Source organism: Pseudovibrio flavus (genome assembly GCF_009711345.1).
Lineage (GTDB): Bacteria > Pseudomonadota > Alphaproteobacteria > Rhizobiales > Stappiaceae > Pseudovibrio > Pseudovibrio flavus.
In genome coordinates this window covers 1-18462 of record NZ_SMMA01000056.1, presented here as the reverse complement: position 1 = coordinate 18462, position 18462 = coordinate 1, and the positions used below count along the sequence as shown (strand labels likewise).

Below are 18462 nucleotides of genomic sequence, written 5' to 3'. Positions count from 1 at the left end.
ATGCAAACTGTAGCACCTATCGCGGTTATTGCTGGCGGCGGCCGCCTGCCTTTGCAGGTTATCGAAGCGCTGCGTTCCAACGGCCGTGACGTGGTCACTATTGCAATTAAAGGGGAGGCCGATGCCTCCCTTTTTGCATATAAGCCTGTGGAACTCGGCTGGGGCCAGATCGGCAAGCTCTTCGACACCCTAAAAAAAGAAGGTGTCCACGAGGTAATCCTCATCGGCTCTGTTACTCAGCGGCCAGACTTTACTTCCATCCTCGGCGACTGGGGTACCATGCGCCGCCTTCCTCGTATTCTTGCAGCCCTCGTGGGCGGCGATGACAGTCTACTGGTGAAAGTTATGGGCATTTTTGAAAGCGAAGGTCTGCGCATTGTAGGGGCGCATGAGGTGGCTCCGCAGCTTCTCGCTGAAGCTGGTGTGATGGCCGGACCAAAACCTTCAGAAGATAACTTGAAGGATGCTGTACTTGCCAAAAAGGCCGTTGATGCGCTGAGCCCGATGGATGTTGGGCAGGGTGTTGTTTGCGTTCGCGAACGTATTATCGCCGTTGAAGGGGCTGAAGGCACGGACGCTATGCTGGAGCGCTGTCAGTCTCTTCGTGAGAACGGACGAGTACGCGCAAAAGGTCAGGCGGGTGTGATCGTTAAATGCGCCAAGCTAACCCAAGACCTGCGCGTTGATTTGCCAACTGTTGGCCCTGCCACAATCCGCGGTGCTCATGCTGCAGGGCTTAGCGGTGTCGCAGTAGAGGCTGGACGGGTTCTGATTGCAGATAAGGAAGAAACTCTCCAGCTCTGTCAGTCTCTCGGTATTTTCCTTCTTGGCCTATCAAGTGAGAATGAGGGCGATCAATGACCGCTGTAGTGAAGCCTACAAAGCTCTATTTCGTCGTTGGAGAAGAGTCTGGCGATCAGTTGGGTGCTGAACTCATTAAAGCGCTGAAGCCGCGTCTAGGCGGCGCGCTGGAGCTTTACGGCGTCGGCGGAGAGCGTATGGCGGCGCAAGGCGTCAACTCGCTGTTCCCGCTTGAAGACATCGCAGTAATGGGCATTACAGCGGTATTAGCTCGCTTGCCGTCAATCGTTAAGCGCGTCTACCAAACCGTTGATGATGTGATCGCGGTAGATCCAGACGTTCTGGTCATCATCGATAGCCCTGATTTCACACACAACGTCGCGAAACGGGTTCGCAAAAAAGCGCCCCACATCAAAGTGGTTGATTATGTGTCTCCAAGCGTCTGGGCATGGAGATCAGGCCGTGCAAAGAAGATGTCAGCTTATGTTGATGAACTTCTGGCGCTCCTGCCGTTTGAACCTGCCATCCATGAAAAGCTTGGTGGTCCGCACACCACCTATGTTGGACATCCGCTCATTGAAAGGCTTGACGACCTTCGCCCGCGTGGCGCAGAACGCGGGGAAATAGGTGCAGGAAATCGGCGCTTACTGGTCCTTCCGGGTAGTCGCAGCAGTGAGGTTTCGCGCCTGATGGAGCCGTTTGGTGCCATTGTGGCTAATGTAAAAGAGCAGCTGCCCGATGTAGAGCTTCTGCTTCCAGTTGTGCCACACCAGAAGAAGCGAGTTCTTGAACATCTGGAGAGCTGGCCGGTCAAACCTGTTCTGGTTGAAGGCGAGCAAGCCAAGTTCGAGGCCTTTAGAAGCGCACATGCAGCACTCGCTGCTAGCGGTACCGTATCTCTGGAACTTGCTGTTTCCGGTGTCCCGTCTGTTGTTGCCTACAAGCTTGACTGGTTCTTGCGTCGCATCAAAGACATACACCGTGTCTATCCTATCGCGAGCGTTGACACGATGGTGTTGCCGAACCTCATCCTTAAAGAGAAGGTCATGCCTGAATTTCTGGATGATGATGTGACCGTCGAAAACATCGCGCCTCTGCTTTGCGATCTGCTGCAGGATACCCCGGCAAGAGCCAAGCAGCTTGAGGGACTCAAGGAAATCGATGACGCTATGCAATTGCCTGAAGGGAAAAGTCAGGCGGGAGCGGCGGCTGACGTTGTGCTGAACCTTCTTTCCCGATCTTGAAGTAGTCATCAGCTTATGAATCTGAAGAAGCCCCGTTTGGTTCGCCTGCGGGGCTTTTTGTTATCTGCGTGTCCTGCTCGGGGAACGGCATATACAGACAACAAAAAAGGGAGCCCGTGGGCTCCCTTAAAGACTTGCTTGTGACCAGCCTTAGCGACGCAGGTCAACAGGCACGTAATCGCGTGGCGCAGCACCTGTGTAGAGCTGACGCGGACGACCAATACGCTGGGATGGATCTTCAACCATTTCTTTCCACTGTGCGATCCAGCCGACGGTACGGGCCAGAGCAAAGAGCACGGTGAACATGGTGGTTGGGAAGCCCAGTGCACGCAGAGTGATGCCGGAGTAGAAGTCGATGTTCGGGTAAAGCTTCTTCTCAACGAAGTACTCGTCGCTAAGAGCGATACGCTCAAGTTCCATCGCCACTTCAAGTAGCGGATCATCTTTGTGGCCCAGTTCAGCAAGAACCTCGTGAGTGGTTTTCTGCATGATGCGGGCGCGTGGGTCGTAGTTCTTGTATACGCGGTGGCCAAAGCCCATCAGACGGAACGGATCGTTCTTGTCCTTAGCGCGGGCGATGAACTCCGGAATACGGTCAACGCTTCCGATTTCAGACAGCATGTTCAGCGCTGCTTCGTTAGCACCGCCGTGGGCAGGGCCCCAAAGACATGCAATGCCAGCAGCAATACATGCAAACGGGTTAGCGCCGGAAGAGCCTGCAAGACGCACAGTAGAAGTAGATGCGTTCTGCTCATGGTCAGCGTGAAGGATAAAGATGCGGTCCATAGCACGTGCCAGTACAGGGTTTACCTTGTAGTCTTCACAAGGAACGCCAAAGCACATGTGCAGGAAGTTGGAAGAGTAATCCAGATCGTTGCGCGGATACATAAACGGCTGGCCGATATGGTATTTATAAGCCATTGCCGCAAGTGTCGGCATTTTCGCGATCATACGCAGCGATGCAATCATGCGCTGGTGGGGATCGGAAATGTCGGTGGAATCGTGGTAAAACGCAGAAAGCGCGCCAACAGTACCTGTCATCACAGCCATTGGGTGAGCATCACGACGGAAGCCGGAGAAGAACCGGGACATCTGTTCGTGGATCATGGTGTGGTAGGTAACGCGGTGTACGAAGTCGTCCTTCTGTGCACGTGTTGGAAGCTCTCCGTAGAGCAACAGGTAGCAGGATTCTAAAAAGTCACCACGCTCGGCAAGCTGTTCAATCGGATAACCGCGATAGAGCAGTGTGCCGGCATCACCATCGATGTACGTAATTTTGGATTCACAAGAAGCTGTAGATGTGAAGCCCGGATCGTAGGTGAAGCAGCCTGTGTCTTTATAAAGCGAGGCAATGTCGATGACATCTGGTCCTACAGAGCCTTGGCGGACGTTTAGGTCCAGGTTCTCGTTTCCAACCGTCAGTTTTGCTGTTTTGTCGCTCATAAAGGCAACCCCCCAAGGTTCAAGTCTTCAGAGGCGAGAGGCTTAATTGTGTACCGGTGGATACACCCCGGAAAGAAAGCCCCCGGCATCTTGAAGAGTGTTGTCGGGAGTTTGCCTAACGCATTTGGAGCATTCAGGCAAGCATCAGCAACTTATCATTTAGGGCGATAGGCTCGCTACCGCAGCGCAACAAAGGCTTTTTGCGCAGTAGCGAGCCTAAAAATATCAGTGATCAAGCGGACTGATCGGCGATTCGAGCGATGGATTCAGCTTTTCCAAGCACTTCCAGAACGTCAAAAATACCCGGAGAAGTACCGCGTCCGGTAAGCGCTGCACGCAGAGGTTGTGCAACTTTGCCCAGTTTCAGTTCTTCTGCTTCCGCAAAAGTACGAACTGCCGCATCGGTGCTTTCAGCTGTCCATTCTTCCAGAGCTTCAAAGTTTGGCAGCAAACGGCCAAGCATAGCCTTGGAAGCATCGTCAAGAAGCTTGGTTGCCTTCTCGTCGAGATCAAGCGGACGCTGCGCCCAAAGGTAGCGAGCAGATTCTTGAAGCTCTACAAGGGTCTTGGCACGTTCTTTGAGGCCAGGAAGGGCAGCAAGGAACATCTTCTCGTTGTCACCTTCACCAAGCCATGCAAGTACGTCTGCGCCGCCTTCAGCATGTGGCAGGTAAACTTTGAACGCGTCCAGCAGCTCTTCATCAGCCGAAGTGCGCATGTAGTGACCGTTCAGGTTTTCCAGCTTTACGAAGTCGAAACGGGAAGGGGACTTGCCAATCGCGTCGAAGTCGAACCACTCGATCATCTGGTCGGTAGAGAAGATTTCTTCATCTCCATGGCTCCAGCCAAGACGAGCCAGATAGTTGCGCATTGCAGCAGGCAGATAACCCATAGCGCGGTATTGCTCTGCACCAAGAGCGCCGTGACGCTTGGAAAGCTTCTTGCCGTCTGGTCCGTAGATCAGCGGAATATGAGCCATTACTGGAATATCCCAGTCAAGAGCAGCATAAATCAGCGCCTGACGGGCAGCGTTTGTGAGGTGGTCATCACCGCGGATGATGTGGGTCACTTCCATGTCGTGGTCGTCAACAACAACAGCCAGCATGTAGGTTGGGGTGCCGTCAGAACGCAGCAGAACCAGATCGTCGAGGTCTTTGTTAGGGAACTTGATAGTGCCCTGAACTTTGTCTTCGATGATGGTTTCACCTTCAACGGGGGCCTTGAGGCGGATAGCAGGTGCAACGCCTTCCGGAGCTTCGGAAGCGTCGCGGTCACGCCAGCGGCCATCGTAGCGCGGCGGACGGCCTTCAGCCATCGCCTTTTCGCGCATTTCGGTCAGTTCTTCAGGTGTTGCGTAGCAGTAGTAAGCTTTACCAGCTGCAACAAGCGCTTCGGCAACTTCCTTGTGACGTTCAGCGCGGGCAAACTGGGAAATTGGCTCGCCATCCCAGTTCAGGCCCAGCCACTCAAGGCCGTCGATCAGGGCGCCAACAGCCTCGTCCGTAGAACGGGCGCGATCTGTATCTTCAATACGAAGCAGCATTTTGCCGCCGTGGCCCTTGGCATACAGCCAGCTGAACAGCGCTGTACGGGCACCACCAATGTGCAGATAGCCAGTTGGTGATGGGGCAAAGCGGGTGACGATGCTCTTAGTCATGGGAATTAAAACTCTTAGCAATGATCCGTTGAATACGGCGGGAGCCGTTTTCTCACGCGCTGTGTACCATAGAGGATGGTGTGGCCCAAGTGCCAGAATTAAGGAAAGCAAAAGAAGGTGCGCTCATCCTCAAACAAGTCCCAGTTTTGCGCCGGTAAAGTCGCTGCTTTGCCGCAAAGGCACACTGCGGACTTGAACTTGGCAAAACCGCTGCCTTGGCGGGTAGGTTTAAGTGGTGAGGGAGTGCAGGAGCGCATAAGCCGCTGGTGGGCCGAGCTTTGGCGCGATATCGAGGCTGATCTTGATTTCGGGTATGCTCTAGTGTGGAGCTTCCTAGCCTTCATCGCGGGCATAGCGCTTTATTTCGCGCTACCTGCGGAACCGTCACCCCTTGTCGGTCCGACCTTTGTTCTGGCAAGCGCTATTGCTCTCTATCGAGCTGTGAGAGCGATGAGGAAATATGCGATTACGGCAGCACTGCTTATGGCAGCCATCGGTTTTTCAATTGCTGACATGCGGACCGCATTGGTTGATAGGCCGAGACTGGAAAGGGCGTTAACCGCAGACCTTCACGGACGTGTAGCCGAGTTTCAGCAACTGGGCGATGAGGACGGGCGTATAATTCTCAAAATAGATCCAGGACTTTCGCGGCCTGAGTTCTCAAAAGGCTACTTTTTCCGCATCAAACTGCGAAACGTGGGTCGGTCGATTGAAGTTGGTGACGAGATTGCTGTTAAGGCGCGGATTAGTCCACCGCCTGGTGCGATCTATCCGGGTAGCTATGATTTTTCTAAGTATGCCTATTTTGCGGGGATTGGCGGAACGGGCTTCGCTCTCGGTCAGCCCAAACTCATTCAAAAGGCAGCTGGTGGTTCAATAAAGCGGGCAGTGGAAAGAACGCGAACGGCGATTGGTGAGCGGGTTGGTAACCTGATCGAGAATGAAGACCTACGCGCTTTAGCCATCGCACTTCTTAATGGTGATCGGGCAGGGCTGCGCGAAGAGATCAAGCAATCGCTAAGAACAGCTGGACTTGCGCACATCCTAGCAATTTCCGGCCTTCATATGAGCCTGTTTGCTGGTGCAAGTTATTTGCTTCTGTCTCGCGCGCTGGCGATCATCCCTGTGTTCGCACTTGCTGGCTGGGTAACACCTGTAAGCGCTATGGGGGCTATCGCGTTTTCGGCTTTCTATCTCGCAATCTCAGGCGGTGCGGTAGCAACGCAGCGGGCCTACCTTATGGTGCTGGTTGTACTAATCGGCCTTTGTATGGGGCGGCGCACAGCGACTTTGCGAACCTTGGCTTTGGCTGGCTTTGCCATATTGGCACTCAAGCCTGAGCTGCTACTAACACCGGGCTTTCAAATGTCGTTTCTAGCTGTTGCAGGGCTGCTGGCAATCTTCTCCCATGTTTCCGATTGGCAAAGGCAGAGCGAGATAAGCGGCAACTGGAAAAAACGTTTGGGAGCGCTTTATCGGCCTATGTACTGGCTGTTTGCATGTGCCCTAACGGCGCTGGTTGCTGCAGTCGCAACGGGGCCAGTTTCCCTCTACTTCTTTGGCCAGTTATCTCCCCTTGGCGTCGTGGCAAACCTTTTAGCCATGCCTGCCTTTTCGTTTCTAGTCATGCCCTCTGGCGTTTTGGCCCTTGCTTTTATGCCCTTGGGTTTTGAAGCGATCCCGCTAATGGTGATGAAGACAGGGCTGGAGTTGATCCTTAACATTGCAGAGCTGACTGAAAGTTGGACTGGTAACTCAGGCTTCTGGCCAAAGCTACCTAATGTTAGCTACCTGCTTTTTATCATAGCGCTTCTCACCGCATGTGTGTTGCCGCTGAAAGGGAAAGTGCTTGCAGCCCTTCCTGCCGTGGCTGGTGTCGCGGCGATGCTATGGATGCCGCCGCCAGACCTGATGGTTGATTCAAATGCAAATATCGTCGGGTTTTACGATGAACGCGGGAGCTTTAGAGTAACCGCAAAAAGGCGCGGCTACGTGGTGGAGAGCTTTCTCACGAAAATTGGAGTGCCTAAGAGCGCTCTTTCAAAACACAAAGCACCAAGAACTTTCTGTGACAAATCAGGCTGTGTTTTCCAAGTGTTCCCAAAGACAGGCAAAGGAGAGGGCTCACGCGGAGGCTTGGTGCTTGCGATGCCCAAGAAGCTACCGGCGCTTTTGAAAGATTGCGCTAGAGCCAACATCATCGTCACCAAGCTGCAAGCACCTAGAGGATGCCGAGCAGATGTTGTTGTAGACGCCAAGGCGCTAGCAGAACAGGGGAGTTATGCCCTTTGGTTTGGCGAGGACAGCGATGGGCGATTGTTGGTCAAAAAAGAAAAATGGGCCTACGCGCAAACGCGAAGACCCTGGTCGCCAAATCAACTTGATTGGTCGCGCGGATCAATACCGGCGAAATAGCGCAATCATCTTGCCCTGAATACGAACACGATCAGGCCCGAAAATACGGGTTTCATAGGCAGGGTTTGCGGCTTCAAGCGCGATGGACTCGCCCTTTTTACGCAGACGCTTCAAGGTAGCTTCTTCATCATCCACCAGAGCGACAACGATATCACCGGTGTCTGCGCTGTCACCCTGACGGATGAGCACCGTATCACCGTCCAGAATGCCCGCTTCGATCATGGAATCACCACGCACTTCAAGAGCGTAGTGAGAGCCACGGCCAAGCATATCTGCTGGCATTGCAATTGTGTGACTTTGATGCTGGATGGCCTCAATTGGCACACCCGCAGCAATGCGGCCCATTACTGGTATTTCCAGCGTTGGCACTTCATCAGTAGAAGGTACAGGTGCTGGAGCCTGCGGTGCCTTTGAAGAGAGATCACCCTCAATAACTTCCGGCGAAAAGCCTTTTGCAGGTCGTGAAGACGAGCTGGCAGGAGCCGAAGACTCAGGCATTTTCAAAACTTCAAGCGCTCGGGCACGGTTTGGCAGGCGGCGAATAAAGCCGCGCTCTTCCAAGGCAGTGATGAGACGGTGAATGCCAGACTTGGAACGCAGATCAAGCGCTTCCTTCATCTCATCGAAGGAAGGCGGAACACCTTGCTCTCTCAACCGTTCATGAATGAACATCAAGAGTTCATGTTGCTTGCGCGTAAGCATATTGCTCGTTCCCCGTCTTCAAATAGTGCCCGTGATCGTGCTTTGGTACAAAACACGAACATACCCTAGCCGTTCTTATTGTGTTCTGCAACTATTAAAGAACAATTGTGAGGCTGACACTGTTGAATTTAAAGGGGTCTCGGGGCTTAGAACGCCCCTAGTTGAACAATTTCGACAATTTCACCGCGTTTTGCAGGTTCGGCAAACGGTTTGCGAATGATCAAGGCATCTGAACGGGTGAACAAAGCCAGCATTGAGCTATCCTGCTTGCTAAATGGGGTCACGATTAGTGAGCCATCAGCCTTTTCCTCTAGGGTAGCGCGAATGTAGTCCTGCCTGAGGTCGTTAGCTTCCATATCCGCGCCAAGAGTGGCCAGCGTTATGTGACTTTGGGCGTCTTGAGCCCCAGTCAGTTTGCCAAGCATCGGCTGCAGGAAGAGAAGGGAGCACACAAGGCTAGAAACAGGGTTGCCCGGAAGACCCAGCACTTTCATAGGGCCAAGGCTACCTGCCATAAGAGGCTTACCCGGGCGCATAGCGATCCGCCAGAATTCAAGGTTCATTCCTGCATCGCCCAGCACGTCCTTGATAAGGTCATGCTCTCCAACGGAGGCGCCGCCGAGTGTCACAAGAATATCTGCCTTTGCAGCAATGGCCTGCGCTACTTTTTCGCCAATGGCCTGCTGATCGTCAGGGGCAATTCCAAGCATCAGGGTATCTGCGCCGCATGAACGGGCAAGCTCCGCAACACCCACTTGGTTAGAGGCGACGATCTGGTTCGGGCCGGGAATTTTGCCCGGTTCTACGAGCTCATCCCCGTTTGCAAGAATAGCGACAAGCGGCTTCTTGAAGACCGGTAATGCTGCATGGTTCATGGAGGCGGCGAGGGAAAGCTCTCTAAACCCCAGTTTCTGACCGCGAGCAAGAAGGGTATCGTCCTTGGAAAAATCAAGGCCCTTCGGGCGGATGAACTTATCTTTGCTCACCGGTTCATTGGCAAAAAGAGTGTCGCCGTCCCGCGTGGCGTTTTCCTGAATAAGAATTGCATCTGCCCCTTCAGGAACGGGCGCGCCTGTGAAGATCCGCAGCGCTTCGCCAGCTTTCATAGTGCCGGAAAAGGAGCTTCCAGCAGCAATTTCGCCAATGACCTTGATGGGATTTTTCGGGTCCAAAGTATCAGCTGCAACAACAGCATAACCATCCATTGCAGAGGCGGAAAAAGGAGGATGTGTACGGGTGGCCTTGATATCCTCCGCAAGTGTTCTGCCGCCTGCATCTGCAAGAGAAACCAACTCGCTGTCTTTCGTTGCCAAGCCGCCAAGTAGCTGCTCCAGCGCGTGCTCGATGCTAATCAAACCCATGACAAATCCCCCTCAAATTTGTTCAGTTATTTTGTGCCGCTTTCGCCCTCGGCCAAATAGTGGCCGGATTTTCCACCAAGCTTTTCAAGAAGTTTTACATCGGTGATTGTCATCGCCTTATCAACCGCCTTGGCCATGTCGTAGATCGTCAGACAGGCGATAGAAGCTGCTGTAAGAGCTTCCATTTCAACACCAGTTTGGCCGCTCGCCTTTGCTATTGCCTCAACGTGTAAGCCGGGAAGGCCATAATCTGCGGTGAACTCGACGGTGACCTTGGAAAGGGCGAGGGGATGGCAGAGCGGAATAAGCTCATGCGTGCGCTTGGCTGCCATAATGCCTGCGATGCGGGCACAGCCAAGAACATCCCCCTTCTTGGCGTTCCCTTGCATAATCATCTCAAGGGTTTCCCGCGCCATGATAACTTTGCCACCGGCGCGGGCTGTGCGGCTTGTAACCGCTTTTTCAGAAACATCCACCATGTGGGCAGCGCCGGTTTCATCAAGATGGGTGAGATTGGGTGCTGCGCTCATGGTCATTCCTTCAGTATTACTTTGTCAGCAGAGTACGGGTCGCTTGCTCCACGTCTTCCTGCCGCATAAGGCTCTCGCCAATGAGGAAGGTGGAGATGTTGACTGCTTCCATCCGCTTCAGGTCTTCATTGGTGAATAGCCCTGATTCACCTACGATAATTCTATCCTGAGGAATCATAGGGGCAAGTCGTTCACTCGTCTCAAGGCTTGTTTCAAAAGTTTTGAGATTGCGGTTGTTAATGCCAACAAGGCGTGAACGCAGCTTAAGGGCGCGTTCCAGTTCTTCCTCGTTGTGCACTTCGATGAGAACATCCATGCCCAGATCAAATGCAGCAGCTTCCAGATCAGCGGCGAGCTGATCATCAACGGCTGCCATGATAATCAAGATACAGTCGCCGCCCCATGCACGCGCTTCCAGCACCTGATAGGTGTCATACAGGAAGTCTTTGCGCAGAGCTGGCAGGCTGGTCGCTGCCCTTGCTTCGGTCAGATAAACCGGCTTGCCCTGAAAAGACGGTGTGTCGGTAAGAACTGAAAGACAAGCTGCTCCGCCAGCTTCATAAGCTGCAGCAAGGCGCGGCGGGTCAAAGTCAGCGCGGATCAAGCCTTTGGAAGGGCTTGCCTTTTTAACTTCTGCAATAAGCGCGTATTCGCCAGCAGCATGTTTTGCCTCAAGGGCTTTTAGAAAACCACGAGTTGGAGAGGCTTCGCGAATAGCTGCTTCAAGTTCACCAGCGCTGACAACAGCCTTTGCCTTGGCGATTTCTTCGCGCTTGTACGCTTCAATTTTCTTTAAAATGTCGGCCATTATTATCTCAGGCGTTGGATACTTCTACAAGTTTAGCAAGGGTTTGACGCGCTTTGCCGCTGTCGATTGCTTCTGCTGCAATTGCAACGCCTTCTTTAAGGTCGCTTGCTGCATCAGCCACAATCAAAGACGCAGCAGAGTTGATCAGAACGATGTCGCGATAGGCGTTTTTCTCACCGTCAAGAACACGCAGCAGCGCTGCTGCGTTCTCCTTAGGTGTGCCGCCCTTAAGGTCCTCAGAGCGAGCATAAGGCAAGCCAGCATCTTCCGGTGTAATGGTGAACTCTGTGATTTCACCATCCTTTAGCTCCGCAACCATGGTGGAGCCGGTGGTGGTAATTTCATCAAGTCCATCGCTGCCGTGAACGATCCAGACCTTCTCGCTGCCAAGGTTTTGAAGGGTTTTAGCAAGAGGTAGAACCCAGCGGCCATCGAATACACCAGTCATTTGGCGCTTAACGCTGGCAGGGCTTGCAAGAGGGCCAAGCAGATTGAAGATTGTCCGCGTACCAAGCTCCATACGAGCTGGGCCAACAAACTTCATTGCTGAGTGATGGTTGGGCGCGAACATGAAACCGATACCAGCCTCATCAATACAGCGGCTGATAAGTTCAGGGTCGATATCGATGTTGATGCCAAGTTCCACGAGCGCCTCAGAGGAGCCGGACTTGGAAGAGAGGGAGCGATTGCCGTGCTTTGCAACAGGCACGCCGCATGCCGACACCACAAGCGCTGTACACGTGGAAACGTTATAGCTGCCAGAGGCATCGCCGCCCGTACCCACGATATCGATGGCGCGGGCCGGCGCGCGCACGGGGCGCATTTTGGCTCGCATGGTATCAACGGCTGCGGAAATCTCGTCGATGGTCTCACCGCGCACGCGTAGCGCCATCAAAAAGGCTCCGATCTGGGCAGGCGTTGCCTGACCGCTCATGATGATTTCAAAGGCCTGACGGGCTTCGTCTCTACTGAGCGCAGTGCCTTCTGCTACTGCTGCCAGGAGCGGTTTGAGATTACTCACGATCCAAGTCCCCCGATAAATAATGTGATCATAAATGAATCGCCCGCTGGGTTTTAGAAAAAACGCAGCGGGCGAGGAGTTTCAATCAAAGAGCGGGAAGGGAGAGCTTATTGCTCTTCCCGTCCAATGCCGGAGAGCTGTCCCAGAAGGACCTGATTGACGCGTACACCTGCTTCACGCTGGATCTGAGTGGCGTACTGGTTGATCAGAGAGTTCTGAAGCTCGTTAGACATCTGCTTGTTGAGTGCTTCACTCGCAAAGTATACCGGCTCGATCACGTCCTTAACGGAGATCAGCAAGCGGTCAGAGTTGTTACCGTCAACTGCGCCGGAGGTTCCTTTCGGTCCGGTAAATGCAGTTTCGATAGCCGCAGCAGAAAGGACACCGTCCTGAGTGTTGCGGGTGATTGGTTTGGAGGTCTGCATGATTACCGCGTTGTCGCGAGCAATATCAGAAAGAGCCTTGCCGCCTTTAAGTTCTGCAAGAAGCGCTTCGGATTTTTCCTTCAGCAGTTCGGCAGTCTTGTTAGCAGTCCAGTCAGCAACCACTTTGTCGTGTACTTCTTCAAGCGCACGGTCGCGGTCAGCTTCTACTTCGTCAACTTCAAACCAGAGGTAACCAAGACGGCCAACTTCAAGCGGGTCGTTTTCAAGGCCAACGTCGCTTTCAAACACATCGCTCAGGAAGCCTTCTACCTGAGGAATGTCAGCTTTCGCTGCTTCCTTGTCATTGCCGCTCTGGTCGAATGCGACTGTCTTGGTCAAAGAAAGGCCAAGGCGTTCTGCAACTTCAGGAAGGGTGCTGCCGCCAGCGCGTGCATCTTCAATAGTGTCGTACATGTTCTGTACTTCAGATGCTGCGATATCGGTCGCAATTGCCTGACGCAGCTCGTCAGCAACTTCTTCCAGCGGCTTGGTGGAAGCAGGAAGGATGTCCTTCGCAAACAGCACTACGTTAGTGAACTGGCCTTCGACAACATCGCTGGACTTGCCTTTTTCAAGAGCAAATGCTGCTTCTGCGATCTTTGGATCGAGGAAACCGGACTTGCTCATGGTGCCAAGGTCAACGTCTGCTTCAGAAACGCCGCGCTCGCTCATAACTTCTTCAAAGGTCTTGCCGCCAGCAATTGCATCTACAACAGCCTGTGCTTCTTCCTTGGTAGGGAAGGCGAGCTGGAAAATGCGGCGCTGTTCGTCAGTCACGAAGTTGTTCTTGGTGCGCTCGTACTCATCTGCAATTTCGTCTTCAGAAACGTTGGATGGTTCGGCAAGTGTTTCCGGTGTTAGCTCGATGAAGGAAACAGTGCGGTACTCAGGGGCACGGTATGCCTGCTTGGTATCTTCATAAAAAGCTGCAAGCTCTTCCTCAGTCGGCTGAGGAATGTCGCTGAGAACTTCATCGGTCAGCACGATATAATCAAGAACGCGCTGTTCGTTCTGGTGGCGGTAAAATGCCTCCAGAAACGGCTTAGGCATAGAAACGTTGCCAACAAGCGCATCGATCAACTGCTGGCGTTCTGCCTGCTGGCGCTGAAGAACAACAAAGTCGTCTTCGCTGATTCCAACGCTGCGCAGAACCTGCAGAAGCTGGTTACGGTCAAAGCCGCCGCCCAGACCCTGAAACGCAGGGTTTTCCTGAATCGCCTTAATTACAGCTGCATCGGAAGCGCCAAGCTGAAGGGCTGTCGCTTCATCATTAATAGCAGCCTCGGTAATCAGGCTGGAAAGAACCTGGGTAGGAACGCCGAATGCGGCACCCTGTTCCATGGAAATTGGCTGGCCAATGCGGCGCGAAAGGCTATCAAGCTCACGCTGATAAGCCTCTTGAAATTGAAGGGCAGTAATTTCGGTCTTACCAACTTTGGCAACCGAATTGTTGCCTGTACCAAATAGTTCGTTGGAGACACCCCATACAGCGAAGCTCATCACCAGCAAGCCAATGAGAATTTTCGCAGCCCATGATCCAACGCTTTTGCGCAGCGCGTCCAGCATATTTATATCCGTTCTCTTGTTCGTGGCAGGAGGAAAACTCACGCCTTCCTGCTCATGCAAGGCCGACGGATCATAAAGTTCCTTTAGGGCTTGGGCAAGCGTAAGCAGGCGCTAGAAAGTCAGAAAGTTGGTGATCCACAAGGGCTTTTGCGGAAAAATTGTCGTTCTGGTAGAGGCAGGGGCGGGGATCACACCCATCTAAGAAGCCCTCATTGGCAAATTAGGGATTGCGGTGACGAATATTTTTCGGCGGAATTTTTATGATTCCGGGTGCCTTTTTAATCGTGCTTGATTTGAAAAGTTTGCCCTATGCTCTTTAATTTGCTTCTCTTTTTGCCAGAGGTGGTGTTAATGACACCAAGCGTTGCCCGAAAGAAATCGTTGAGTGCGCGAATTTTGCCTTAGTAAGAGGGTAGAAAGCTGAATGAAATTCGGCTAGAACGCCCCAAACTTAAATTTCGAGATCTACGGATACCTATGGAAACCGTTCTAATTGTTATCCACCTGATGGTCGTGCTTGCCCTTGTTGCCCTCGTGCTGCTTCAGCGCTCTGAGGGCGGTGCACTCGGCATCGGCGGTGGTGGCGGTGGTGGCTTCATGTCCAGCCGCGGAACTGCAAACGTTCTCACACGTGGTACCGCGATTCTTGCGGTCGCCTTCTTCGCAACTTCTTTGGGTTTGTCCCTGCTGGCTCGTTACGACGAGCGTCCAGGCTCCTTGATTGATGCAGTTCCAACTGCACCGCAGACTCAGGGTGAAGGCACCGAAGGCGCTGGTAATGGCCTTCTCGACCAGCTTCAGGGTTCTACCGAACCTTCTGGTCCTCAGGTGCCGACTGCACAATAAGCCTGCTTCTTAGCAGGAAACAGCAAGACTTATAGCAACGGCGCTGCGATGCATCGCAGCGTCCGTTGTTGTGCGTTTAACGACAACCCGATTAAAGTGCTTTCTCACGGCACTTTCTAGCAAAAATGGTAGCGATCTATGGCGCGTTACATCTTTATCACAGGCGGTGTAGTTTCTTCTCTTGGTAAGGGGCTTGCATCGGCGGCCCTTGGTGCTGCGCTACAGGCTCGTGGCTACAAAGTTCGCCTGCGCAAGCTTGATCCATATCTCAATGTGGATCCAGGTACCATGAGCCCATATCAGCATGGCGAATGCTATGTGACCGATGATGGCGCCGAAACCGACCTTGACCTTGGTCACTACGAGCGCTTCACCGGTCGCCCTGCAAACAAGCAGGACAACATTACTACCGGCCGTATCTATCAGGAAATCATCGCGAAAGAACGTCGCGGCGACTATCTTGGCGGCACAGTGCAGGTCATCCCGCACGTAACCGATGCTATCAAGAACTTTGTTCTTGAAGGTAACGAAGACTACGATTTCGTCCTCTGCGAGATCGGCGGCACCGTAGGCGATATCGAAGGTCTGCCGTTCTTTGAAGCGATCCGTCAGCTGGGTAACGAGCTGCCACGTGGTCAGGCTGTCTACATTCACCTCACTCTGCTGCCGTACATTCCGAGCGCTGGCGAGATGAAAACCAAGCCGACCCAGCACTCCGTTAAAGAGCTGCGTTCTATCGGTATCCAGCCGGACATCCTCCTTGTTCGCTGTGATCGTAAGATCCCTGAAACCGAGCGTCGCAAGCTGTCTCTGTTCTGTAACGTTCGTGAGCAGGCTGTTATTCCGGCATATGATGCACGTTCTATCTATGAAGTGCCTCTTGCATACCACGCTGAAGGTCTGGACACTCAGGTTCTGGAAGCATTCGGTATCACCGGCGCGCCTGCAGCTGATCTGTCCCGTTGGGTGAAGATCAACGAGATTCTGCAGAACCCAGAGGGTGAAGTCACCATTGCAGTGGTTGGCAAGTACACCGTTCTGAAAGACGCTTATAAGTCTCTCATTGAAGCTCTGGTTCACGGCGGCATCGCAAACAAGGTGAAGGTCAATCTTGAATGGATTGAGTCTGAAGTCTTCGAAAAAGAAGATCCAGCACCATACCTTGAAAACGTAAACGGCATTCTGGTTCCAGGTGGCTTTGGCGAGCGCGGTTCTGAAGGTAAGATCGCAGCAGCTAAATACGCTCGTGAAAACAAGATCCCTTACTTCGGTATCTGCTTCGGTATGCAGATGGCGGTTGTTGAAGCAGCTCGCAACATGGCTGGTATCAAAGACGCCAGCTCTACCGAGTTCGGCCCAACCGACGTTCCTGTTGTTGGTCTGATGACCGAATGGGAAAAAGAGGGCGGCAACAAAGAAACCCGTCGCGCTGATGGCGATCTGGGCGGCACCATGCGTCTTGGCGCATACAACGCTGTTCTGGCTCAGGGTTCCCGCATTGCTGACATCTACGGTTCCACCGAGATTTCCGAGCGTCACCGTCACCGTTACGAAGTGAACATCGGCTTCCGCAAGCAGCTTGAAGATGCTGGTCTGCAGTTTGCTGGTACTTCCCCAGACGGCGTTCTGCCTGAAACGGTAGAAATTGCCGATCACCCATGGTTCATCGGCGTTCAGTACCATCCGGAACTGAAGTCCCGTCCATTTGAACCGCATCCGCTGTTTGCGTCCTTTATCGCAGCAGCGCGTGACTACAGCCGCCTCGTTTAAGGGTAGCTGATACATGGTTCGGGGGAACGATCATGTTGTGTTTGCAGTCGCTTCGTTAGAAGCGGCTGCAGCAATCTGGGAGAAAGCGGGCTTCACACTCACACCGGTGGCAAACCACCCGTGGGGCACGCATAACAGGCTGGTTCAGCTCGACGGTTGGTTTCTTGAGATTTTGGGAATCGGCAATGCCGACCTTATTCAGGAAGCAGGCGAGGGTGAGCTTTCCTTTGGTGCATTCAATCGCGATTTTCTGAAAAAGCGCGAGGGCGGCTCTATGCTGGTACTTGATTCCGTTTCGGCGGAAGAAGATCGTATCGCTTACGAGCAGGCTGGGCTGAAACCATTTGCTCCGTTTTCTTTTGAGCGTATCGCAAAGGCTCCTGACGGTAGTGAGAAGAAGGTCGCCTTCGATCTTACGATCACCGCGGATCCGCTTTCCAGCGATAGTGCTTACTTCACTTGCCATAACAAATATCCTGAAAACTTCTGGAAGGAAGAATTCCAGAAGCACCAGAACACTGCGAAGGCTCTGTCCTCGGTCATTCTGGTTGCGGATAATCCGGCAGATCACCATGAGTTTTTGCGGAGCTTCATTGGTACGCGTGAAGCACGGCTGAGCTCACTCGGTCTGGATATTCCAACGGCACGCGGCTCGATCATCGTTCGTAGCCCGAGCGCTTTTGAGGCAATCTACGGCGTGAAGGCACCTGTAGGTGATGCTGGTTTGAAGATCGCCGCTGTGAGCGTGGAAGTTGATTCTATTCAGATGTTCAAGAACTGCGTGATCAGCCTTGGTGGTAAGGACCACAATGGCTTCCACGTTGTTGAAGCAGACGAAATGGGCGGTCTGGCACTTATCGCAACGCACTAACGTGCCGACTGCGAGATGACTTGCCGACGGACTTTTTTCCTCAAGCTTTCCTTTTTTGACAATAGGCGGGGCTCTTGCTCCGCCTTTATTGTTTTGGAGCATGCTTAGAGGAGGGCACTGATGCGAAACCGTAACTGCGCGTTGATGGCGAGCGCTGCCCTTCTAATTTCCTGCCAATTCGCGTCCGCATGGCCTGCGCGAAATACTCAGCCTCTCAATTTCAGAACTGGACCGGGAACCGGCTATCATGCCGTTCTCGTGATTCCCTATGGGCAGTATCTAGAGGTGAGAGGGTGCGAAGCATGGTGCCTTGTAACCTATGCAGGCCGCGATGGCTGGGTTAGCTCAAATTATATTGCGCCGTTGGAAGGTGGCCCTCCGCCAATTGTGACAGCACCACCAGTTACGCGCCCGCCATATTGGGGCATTCCAGTATTCAAGCGACGCATGCCTGTTGAACAGCAAATTCCTCCCGCAGGTATTCCGCGGGAGGATGTCAGTTTCTGGCAGCGCATGAAACGCACCTTTGACTGGTGATCTTTCCCCTAAGTGATCACCGCATCAGCTGTATCGGTAACGACTTTTAGCGCGTCTGATCCCTCACCAAACTGGTTATAAGCATCGCTGTTTTCGCCGTTGCTTGAACCCTCAGATGAACCTGCTCCATCACCTTCAGGTCTTGGTTCTTCGCCGGGTTCCTCTTGCGATTCCTGACCGAGCAATGCCCCTAGGTCTTCGGTGGGTTGTTGGCCATAGTCAGACAGCAACTCTCCTAGTGGCGGCGTATCTCCTTCGGGGCTGGAAGGCTGCGGGTTATTGTCTCCGCCGGTAAGTCGCACAAGTGCGGAGCTCAGATCTCCCTCTGGTACGCTTTGGGAGGAAAATGCTGCTATCAGCTGCTCCGGGCTACCACCGCCTTCGGTGTGTTGATTGTGTGAATCCCCAGAGCCTTCATCGCTACCGCCTGAGCCACCGTCGCCATCGCCATCGCCATCGCCGTCG

16 protein-coding genes are annotated in these 18462 nt (G+C 53.2%); 7 read left to right on the top strand and 9 right to left on the bottom strand.

The features are described from left to right. On the top strand, positions 1-861 hold the full coding sequence (locus tag E1162_RS05310) for an LpxI family protein (RefSeq protein ID WP_155127928.1): 861 nt from the start codon (positions 1-3) through the stop codon (positions 859-861). Further along, positions 858-2045, top strand: a complete 1188-nt coding sequence (lpxB, locus tag E1162_RS05305) for a lipid-A-disaccharide synthase (protein ID WP_155127924.1) — start codon at positions 858-860, stop codon at positions 2043-2045. The genes E1162_RS05310 and lpxB overlap by 4 nt, the downstream gene beginning before the upstream one ends. A 150-nt stretch (positions 2046-2195) precedes the next feature. Here the strand turns inward: lpxB and gltA are convergent, their stop codons facing one another. Then, entirely contained in the window at positions 2196-3488 is a 1293-nt protein-coding gene (gene gltA / locus E1162_RS05300; RefSeq protein WP_155127921.1) for a citrate synthase, read from the bottom strand. Positions 3489-3720: 232 nt separating this feature from the next. Further along, positions 3721-5145: a glutamate--tRNA ligase gene (gene gltX, locus E1162_RS05295; RefSeq protein ID WP_155127918.1), complete on the bottom strand. Its 1425-nt coding sequence runs from the start codon at positions 5143-5145 to the stop codon at positions 3721-3723. Positions 5146-5388: 243 nt separating this feature from the next. Between gltX and E1162_RS05290 the strand changes: the two genes are divergently transcribed. Continuing rightward, entirely contained in the window at positions 5389-7560 is a 2172-nt protein-coding gene (locus E1162_RS05290; RefSeq protein ID WP_371311817.1) for a ComEC/Rec2 family competence protein, read from the top strand. Here E1162_RS05290 and lexA read toward each other — a convergent pair. From lexA to E1162_RS05260, 6 genes are all read right to left on the bottom strand, one after another. Continuing rightward, positions 7543-8262 carry a transcriptional repressor LexA gene (lexA, locus tag E1162_RS05285; RefSeq protein WP_155127912.1) on the bottom strand — a complete coding sequence of 240 codons (720 nt, stop codon included), beginning with the start codon at positions 8260-8262 and terminating at the stop codon, positions 7543-7545. The two genes, E1162_RS05290 and lexA, sit on opposite strands and share 18 nt — an antisense overlap. A gap of 146 nt (positions 8263-8408) precedes the next feature. Further along, entirely contained in the window at positions 8409-9623 is a 1215-nt protein-coding gene (locus tag E1162_RS05280) for a molybdopterin molybdotransferase MoeA (protein ID WP_155127910.1), read from the bottom strand. Between the two features lie 26 nt (positions 9624-9649). Continuing rightward, positions 9650-10153: a cyclic pyranopterin monophosphate synthase MoaC gene (gene moaC, locus E1162_RS05275; RefSeq protein WP_155127908.1), complete on the bottom strand. Its 504-nt coding sequence runs from the start codon at positions 10151-10153 to the stop codon at positions 9650-9652. A gap of 16 nt (positions 10154-10169) precedes the next feature. Continuing rightward, positions 10170-10961 (bottom strand): indole-3-glycerol phosphate synthase TrpC, encoded by a 792-nt coding sequence (gene trpC, locus E1162_RS05270; protein ID WP_155127905.1) that lies wholly within the window; start codon positions 10959-10961, stop codon positions 10170-10172. A 7-nt stretch (positions 10962-10968) separates the two neighbouring features. Next, positions 10969-11982, bottom strand: a complete 1014-nt coding sequence (gene trpD, locus E1162_RS05265) for an anthranilate phosphoribosyltransferase (protein WP_371311816.1) — start codon at positions 11980-11982, stop codon at positions 10969-10971. A gap of 107 nt (positions 11983-12089) precedes the next feature. Next, complete coding sequence (locus tag E1162_RS05260) at positions 12090-13973, bottom strand: SurA N-terminal domain-containing protein (RefSeq protein ID WP_155127902.1); 1884 nt, start codon at positions 13971-13973, stop codon at positions 12090-12092. Between the two features lie 477 nt (positions 13974-14450). Here E1162_RS05260 and secG point away from each other — a divergent pair, with 477 nt between their 5' ends. From secG to E1162_RS05240, 4 genes are all read left to right on the top strand, one after another. Beyond that, a complete protein-coding gene (secG, locus tag E1162_RS05255; RefSeq protein WP_155127899.1) occupies positions 14451-14819 on the top strand; it encodes a preprotein translocase subunit SecG in 369 nt (122 codons plus the stop codon). A gap of 138 nt (positions 14820-14957) precedes the next feature. After that, positions 14958-16589 carry a CTP synthase gene (gene pyrG / locus E1162_RS05250; RefSeq protein ID WP_155127896.1) on the top strand — a complete coding sequence of 544 codons (1632 nt, stop codon included), beginning with the start codon at positions 14958-14960 and terminating at the stop codon, positions 16587-16589. A 13-nt stretch (positions 16590-16602) separates the two neighbouring features. Then, positions 16603-17460 carry a VOC family protein gene (locus tag E1162_RS05245; RefSeq protein ID WP_155127893.1) on the top strand — a complete coding sequence of 286 codons (858 nt, stop codon included), beginning with the start codon at positions 16603-16605 and terminating at the stop codon, positions 17458-17460. A gap of 120 nt (positions 17461-17580) precedes the next feature. Continuing rightward, complete coding sequence (locus tag E1162_RS05240) at positions 17581-17997, top strand: SH3 domain-containing protein (protein ID WP_155127890.1); 417 nt, start codon at positions 17581-17583, stop codon at positions 17995-17997. 8 nt (positions 17998-18005) lie between these two features. Here the strand turns inward: E1162_RS05240 and E1162_RS19485 are convergent. Then, a partial coding sequence (locus E1162_RS19485; protein ID WP_257098686.1) for a hypothetical protein occupies positions 18006-18462 on the bottom strand: 457 nt, incomplete at its 5' end.